Source organism: Stenotrophomonas sp. STEN029, assembly GCF_056760015.1.
Window position 1 is genome coordinate 1 of sequence record NZ_JBRREC010000146.1, and the last position, 6,759, is coordinate 6,759.

Sequence of the window (6,759 nt, forward strand, 5' to 3'; positions counted from 1 at the left end):
CCCCCGCCGCGCCGCCGCCGCCCCCCCCCCCCCCCCCCCCCGCCCCCCCCCCCCCCCCCCCCCCCCCCCCCCCCCCCCCCCCCCCCCCCCCCCCCCCCCCACTACAGGTCGCTGGGCAAGCCGCTGCCGAGCATGGCTCGGCACTACATTGTTCCGGCGTGGTCTAATCGCGCACTCGTCGCCGAAGGACGTCGCCGTTGTCTACTTCTGTTTTCCAGCCTGTTGCGGGCAATGAGCGCATCGCTACTTTGGATGTGCTGCGCGGCTTTGCCCTGTTCGGCATCCTGCTGATGAACATGGAGGCCTTCAGCGGGCCGATGGACATGTCCTTTACCGGCATCGATCCGCACTGGCAGGGCTGGGACTACTGGGCCGATGCTTTTGTCTACGTCTTCGTGCAGGGCAAATTCTTTACCCTGTTCTCGCTGCTGTTCGGCGCCGGCTTCGCGGTGATGGCGCAGCGGGCTGCCATGGCGGGGCGTGACTTCACCCGTTTCTATCTGCGCCGCAGCCTGGGTCTGCTGGTCATCGGCGTGCTGCATGGACTGCTGCTGTGGTCCGGTGACATCCTGGTCGCCTACGCGCTGCTGTCTTTCGTATTGCTGGCCTTCCGTGAGGCGCCGCGCAGCTGGTTGCCCGCGCTGGGGACGATGGCGTATCTGGGCGCGGCTGTGCTGATGTTGATGCTGGGCGCCTTGATGCAGCTTGTGCCGGCCGATGCTGCCAGTGCGCAGGCAGCTGCCGCGGCAAAGGCAATCGAAGCGCAGCGCCAGGCGTACGGGCATGGCAGCTACCTGCAGGCGGTCGCGCAACGTCTGCGTGACGTCTTTGCTTCCCTGGGAGCGTTGCTGGTTGTCGGCCCGCAGGTGCTGGGCATGTTCCTGATCGGCGCATGGTTCGCGCGCAGTGGCGCCATTGCCGAGCCGGGTCGCTATCCGCGGTTGTGGGCAGGCTTGCGCTGGTTGCTGCTGCCTATCGGCCTGGCGGTGATGCTGCTGAGTACCTGGGTGCTGCCGTACAACGCCCCGGGGCAATTCAACATGCGCAGCGCGGGCGCCTACGCGTTGACGGCAGTCGCCGGTTTGATGATGTGCCTGGGCTACCTCGCATGGGGCGTGCGCTGGAGTCGTCATCTGCGATGGTTGGCGCCCGTCGGGCGCATGGCCTTGAGCAATTACCTGGGGCAGTCACTGGTCTGCACCCTGGTGTTCTACGGCTATGGCCTAGGCTGGTTTGAACAGGTTGGGCGTGCCTCACAGCTGCTGTTTGCGGTTGTTCTGTTCGCCATGCAGGTACTGCTCAGCCAGCTATGGCTGCGGCGTTTCCAGTACGGTCCGGTGGAGTGGCTGTGGCGGGCGTTTACATACTTGCAATTGCCACCACTGCGGCGCTGAGGCATTCGCGGCAATAAAATGACCGGGTGAACTGTCCCGAAGACGATGTACTTGTTGTTGGTGCCGGTGCCACCGGTCTGGCCACCGCGTTGGCGCTTTCCGAAGCGGGACGGCAGGTGCGGGTGATTGACGCTGGCAAACTTGGCGGCGCGACCTCGCACGGCAACTGCGGCACCATCACCCCCAGTCATGCACCGCCGCTGGCGGCGCCGGGTGTGCCGATGCGTGCGCTGCGTTGGATGCTGTCGCCGCAGGCGCCGTTGTATATCCCACCGCGACCTGATCCAGCGCTGTGGCGCTGGCTGTTCAAGTTCGCCGCTCGTTGCAATCGACGGGACTGGCTGCACAGCGCGCAGGGGCGCGCTGCATTGCTGAACGATTCGCGGCAGCGTCTGGCCGATTGGGTGCAGCGCTACCAGCTGGATTGCGAGTTCGCCGAGAAGGGTTTGGATTATGTGTTCCGCCAGCAACACAATTTCGACACGCATGCGACCGAATGCGGTGCTTTGGCAGACCTTGGCATCGCTACCGAGATCCTCGATGGCAGCGATTACGTTCGTGCTGAGCCCGCCTTCAAGGACGGTGTGATCGGTGCGATCCGTTTCCCGGGTGACGCCAGTCTGCGCCCTGATCGCTATACCGCCGAGCTGGGACGGGTATTGCGTGCGCGCGGTGTGCTGGTTGAAGAGTACTGCGCGGTGCAATCCTTCGAGCCGCACCGGCAGGGCGTACGCGTGCAGACCAATCGAGGTGCCCGTGATACCGGTGAACTGGTGCTTGCGACCGGTGCGTGGTCACCACGGCTGGCCGTCAGGTTGGGGCTACGCGCCCCGATCCAGGCAGGCAAGGGCTATTCCATCACCGGCAGCTGCCCGGTGCAGGTGCCGAGTCGGCCGGTGGTGCTGAAGGATCGATCGGTGTTCGTCATTGCCTGGGCTGAGCAGATGCGGCTGGGCGGCACGATGGAGTTTTCCGGGCAGGACCGGCGTTTGAATGGGACCCGTCTGCAGGCGCTGGAGCAGGCAGCGCGACAGTATCTGCGCCAGCCGATCGGCGAGGTCATCCATGAGCGCTGGTATGGCTGGCGGCCGATGACCTGGGATGACATGCCGATATTGGGGCGCTCACCCTTGCACGCTCACGTCTGGCTAGCGGCGGGTCATGGCATGCTCGGCATCAGTATGAGCAGTGGGAGCGGACAACTGATGGCTGATTTGATCACCGGGCAAGCGCCTGCAATCGATCCTGCGCCGTATCGCGTGGAGCGTTTCCAGTGAGCGCGCGCAATTACGATGTGGTGGTACTGGGGGGCGGCTCGGGCGGCTTGGCTGCCGCATTCCGCGCAGCATCCTACGGCGCCAAGGTGGCGATGCTGGAGCCTGCGCCGTTGGGGGGCACCTGCGTCAATGTGGGCTGCGTGCCGAAGAAGGCGATGTGGCTGGCTGCGGACCTGGCCGAGCGCATTGGACTGGCACGGAAGATCGGTTTCGATGTGCCTGCCGAACCGGCGCTGACGTGGTCAACCCTGTTGGAGCGACGCCAGCAGTACATCGCCAATATCCACGCCAGCTACCAGAAGCGGTTGGATGAAACCGGCGTGGTGCGGGTCAGCAATCGTGGACATCTGATCGATGCGCACACGGTTCAGTGCGAGGACGGCACCCAGTTCCGCGCCGAGCACATCGTCATCGCTACCGGCGCGCATCCGCTCAAGCCGGAGTTGCCGGGGGCAGCGTTGGGTGGTGTGTCGGATGATTTTTTTGCGCTGCGGGCGCGGCCGAACCGCGTTGCCTTGGTAGGCGGTGGTTATATCGCGGTGGAGCTTGCTGGCGTGCTACGAGCGTTGGGTAGCGAGGTTGCCTTGCTGGTACGCGGACAGCGCCTGCTGGACAAGTTTGACGCGGAAGTGTCGGACCAGCTGGCGGAGAACCTGCGCCTGCAGGGCGTGGAGCTGCACTTCGGCTGCAAGGTGGAGGCGCTGCAGCGGCAGCAGCAACAGATCCGCGCGCAGCTGCACAACGGCCCCGAGCAGGCTGTGTTCGACACCGTGCTGTTTGCGACCGGGCGCGGACCGAATACCCGAGGACTTGGTCTGGAGCAGGCAGGCGTGAAGCTGGGCGAGAAGGGCCAGGTCGAGGTGGATGACTACCAGAACACCTCGGTGCCTGGCATCTATGCGGTCGGCGACGTTACTGGCCGGGTGACCCTGACGCCGGTGGCGATTGCAGCCGCGCGCAGGCTGATGGATCGCGTGCTGGGCGGGCATCCGGAGGCCAGGCTCGATTACGAGAATGTTCCCAGTGTTGTGTTCGCGCATCCGCCGCTGGGCAGTGTCGGCCTGAGCGAGGAAGAGGCGAGCAGGCGCTTTGGCAAGGTGAGCACGTATTACAGCCGCTTCCGGCCGATGCTGCAGGCGCTGGGGCAGGGTGAAGTGCGCAGTCTGTTCAAGATGGTTTGCGCTGGCGAGGACGAGAAGGTGGTTGGCATCCATCTGCTGGGCGAGGGCGCCGACGAAATCCTGCAGGGATTAGCGGTGGCGGTGAAGGCTGGCGTGACACGCAGGCAGATGGAGGAGACGGTGGCGATCCATCCGACTTCGGCTGAGGAAGTTGTTCTGATGCGCTGAGGGGGCAGCAACAGCAATAGCAACAGCAACAGTGCAAAGGCACCCCTCCTCAATCCTCCCCTGCGCTGCGCGCAAGGGAGGAGGCGGATCCTGCAGTCGCCGACAATGCGTTTGCTCCCTCCCTTTGCCGCAGGCAAGGGGAGGGTTGGGGAGGGGTGTAGTTGATCTTGCTCCTTCTCCGGTAAACGCCTTGGTCCTACCCGCCAGCCCGTACAAATCCCTTAGCGCCCATAATGGAAAGCCATCTCCCCCGGATGCCGTAACAGCGTGACTGCTCCAAACCAGCGCGAGGCCACCATGGCCACGCCAACACTGCCCACCAGTTCGCGTCGGCTGTTGATCAGCGGCCTGTTGCTGGCCGCCACCGGTGCGATCGCCGCGTCCGGCAAGGCGGTGATCGTCAAGCTCGCCTACCGGCATGGCGCCGATGCCACCGCCTTGCTTGCGCTGCGGATGATGATCGCGTTTCCGTTCTTCATCGCCATGGGCGTGTGGGCGGCACGGCGCGCGCAGCCGCTGTCGGTCGGTGATCGTTGGCGGGTGCTGCTGCTCGGCTTCAGTGGTTATTACCTGTCGAGCTATCTGGATTTCCTTGGCCTGCAATACATCAGCGCCACGCTGGAACGGCTGATCCTGTATCTCAGCCCCACGTTGGTGGTGTTGATTGCATTGGTGGTGCTCAAGCAACGGCCCACCCGCATCCAGGTAGCGGCCTTGCTGGTCAGCTACCTCGGCGTATTGCTGGCTTTCGGCCATGACATCCAGCTCGAAGGCCGGCGTACCTTGATCGGCTCGGCCCTGGTGTTCGCCAGTGCGCTCAGTTATGCGGTGTATCTGTTCGGCAGTGGTCAGGCGGTGGCGCGGATTGGCGCGGTGCGCCTGACTGCCTACGCCAGCATGGTGGCCTGCGTGCTGTGCATCGGCCAATACCTGTTGTTCCAGCCCTGGGCAGCGCTGTGGGAGTACGCGCCGCCGGTGTACTGGCTGTCACTGCTCAACGGCACGGTCTGTACTGTCTTGCCGGTGCTGGCGATCATGATCGGGGTCAAGCGGATTGGCTCTTCGCTAGCGGCGCAGGTGAGTATGCTGGGGCCAGTTTCCACGATTGTGCTCAGCGTATGGCTGCTCGACGAACCGATGGGTATTTGGCAAAGCGCCGGGACGGTGCTGGTGCTGCTGGGCGTGCTGCTGGTGGGCAGCGGCGTGGCGAAGAAGAAGCGATGAGCCCGGAGGCCAGTGCCGCCGCCGGGCATGCACGCATCCTTGAGGCGATTCGTGCCATTCCGCGTGGGCAGGTGCTGGGCTATGGCGAAGTGGCGGCCAAGGCCGGGCTGCCCGGAAGGGCAAGGCTGGTAGCGCGACTGCTGGGCAGCAATGAGGACCCGGAGCTGCCCTGGCATCGGGTGCTGCGCTCGGACGGTCGCATCGCAATGCCGGAGGGCTCGCGCGGTTGGCGCGAACAGAGCCAGCGGCTGCGGGCCGAGGGCGTGGCGGTGGAGAACGGCAGGGTGAAGCGGCCCAAACCGCCGCGCAGCCTGGACGAGGCGATCTGGGGCCCGGGCTAGCCGCTGCGGCTATGATGTAGCCAGTTTCCCCGGATGCCACCATGTTCCCGCGCCTACCCAAGATCACCCAGACATTGCTGATCGCCAACGTCGTCCTGTTCCTGCTGCAGCAGCTTCCGCAGACGGCGGGCATCTTCACCCAGCTGATGCTGTGGCCGCTGGGTTCACAGCAGGTCTTCAGCGATTCACCGGGATTCGAACCGTGGCAGCTGCTGAGCTATGGGTTCCTGCATGGCAGCTTCGGCCATCTGTTCTTCAACATGCTGGCGCTTTTCATGTTTGGTGCGCCGTTGGAGGCGACCTGGGGCGAGAAGCGCTTCCTGACCTATTACATGGTGTGCGTGGTCGGCGCTGGCCTGTGCCAGTTGCTGGTGGCTGCGTTTGCCGGGGAGTACAACCCGGTGCTGGGTGCCTCTGGCGGTGTGTTCGGCCTGTTGCTGGCCTACGGCATGTTGTTCCCGAACCAACGGGTGGTGCTGTTGTTCCCGCCGATCCCGATGAAGGCACGTACTTTCGTGATCGTGTTTGGTGCGATTGAGCTGCTGCTGGGCTTCACCGGTTGGCAGCCCGGGGTGGCCCACTTCGCCCACTTGGGCGGCATGCTGTTTGGCTGGTTGCTGATCCGCTACTGGCGTGGGCAGCCACCGTTCAACAAGCGTGGCCCGCACCTGCGTCGCGTCAAATAACAAGCAACTGTAGTGCCGAGCCATGCTCGGCAGAGGCTTTACCTGCGCAAGGCAGCCCTCACCCCAACCCCTCTCCCGCAAGCGGGAGAGGGGCTCAAGTGGTAGTGCCGAGCCATGCTCGGCAGAGACTTTACCCGCGCAAGGCAGCCCTCACCCCAACCCCTCGCCCGCAAGCGGGAGAGAGGCTCAAGCGGTAGTGCCGAGCCATGCTCGGCAGAGGCTTTACCTGCGCAAGGCAGCCCTCACCCCAACCCCTCTCCCGCAAGCGGGAGAGGGGCTCAAGTGGTAGTGCCGAGCCATGCTCGGCAGAGACTTTACCCGCGCAAGGCAGCCCTCACCCCAACCCCTCGCCCGCAAGCGGGAGAGAGGCTCAAGCGGTAGTGCCGAGCCATGCTCGGCAGAGGCTTTACCTGCGCAAGGCAGCCCTCACCCCAACCCCTCTCCCGCAAGCGGGAGAGGGGCTCAAGTGGTAGTGCCGAGCCATGCTC

General features: G+C 64.7%; 6 protein-coding genes. All 6 read left to right on the forward strand.

The features are described 5' to 3' along the window. Nucleotides 1–197 precede the first annotated feature (197 nt). The gene (locus ACVOLI_RS19935) at nucleotides 198–1,394 is read left to right on the forward strand and encodes a DUF418 domain-containing protein (RefSeq protein WP_481615710.1); all 1,197 of its coding nucleotides are present in this window, start codon (nucleotides 198–200) and stop codon (nucleotides 1,392–1,394) included. A 26-nt stretch (nucleotides 1,395–1,420) separates the two neighbouring features. After that, the gene (locus tag ACVOLI_RS19940; RefSeq protein WP_481615711.1) at nucleotides 1,421–2,671 is read left to right on the forward strand and encodes an NAD(P)/FAD-dependent oxidoreductase; all 1,251 of its coding nucleotides are present in this window, start codon (nucleotides 1,421–1,423) and stop codon (nucleotides 2,669–2,671) included. Further along, complete coding sequence (gorA, locus tag ACVOLI_RS19945; protein WP_481615712.1) at nucleotides 2,668–4,020, forward strand: glutathione-disulfide reductase; 1,353 nt, start codon at nucleotides 2,668–2,670, stop codon at nucleotides 4,018–4,020. Before ACVOLI_RS19940 ends, gorA begins: the two co-directional genes overlap by 4 nt. A 297-nt stretch (nucleotides 4,021–4,317) precedes the next feature. Then, nucleotides 4,318–5,244: a DMT family transporter gene (locus tag ACVOLI_RS19950; protein WP_481615714.1), complete on the forward strand. Its 927-nt coding sequence runs from the start codon at nucleotides 4,318–4,320 to the stop codon at nucleotides 5,242–5,244. Then, nucleotides 5,166–5,585 carry an MGMT family protein gene (locus ACVOLI_RS19955; RefSeq protein WP_481615713.1) on the forward strand — a complete coding sequence of 140 codons (420 nt, stop codon included), beginning with the start codon at nucleotides 5,166–5,168 and terminating at the stop codon, nucleotides 5,583–5,585. The genes ACVOLI_RS19950 and ACVOLI_RS19955 overlap by 79 nt, the downstream gene beginning before the upstream one ends. 41 nt (nucleotides 5,586–5,626) lie before the next feature. Beyond that, nucleotides 5,627–6,271: a rhomboid family intramembrane serine protease gene (locus ACVOLI_RS19960; protein WP_282272667.1), complete on the forward strand. Its 645-nt coding sequence runs from the start codon at nucleotides 5,627–5,629 to the stop codon at nucleotides 6,269–6,271. The last annotated feature ends 488 nt before the right edge of the window (nucleotides 6,272–6,759 follow it).

What these genes read in the sequence shown, in the direction of transcription:
- ACVOLI_RS19960 (WP_282272667.1), top strand. Translation starts at nt 5,627, where the DNA reads ATGTTCCCGCGCCTACCCAAGATCACCCAGACATTGCTGATCGCCAAC.
- ACVOLI_RS19950 (WP_481615714.1), top strand. Translation starts at nt 4,318, where the DNA reads ATGGCCACGCCAACACTGCCCACCAGTTCGCGTCGGCTGTTGATCAGC.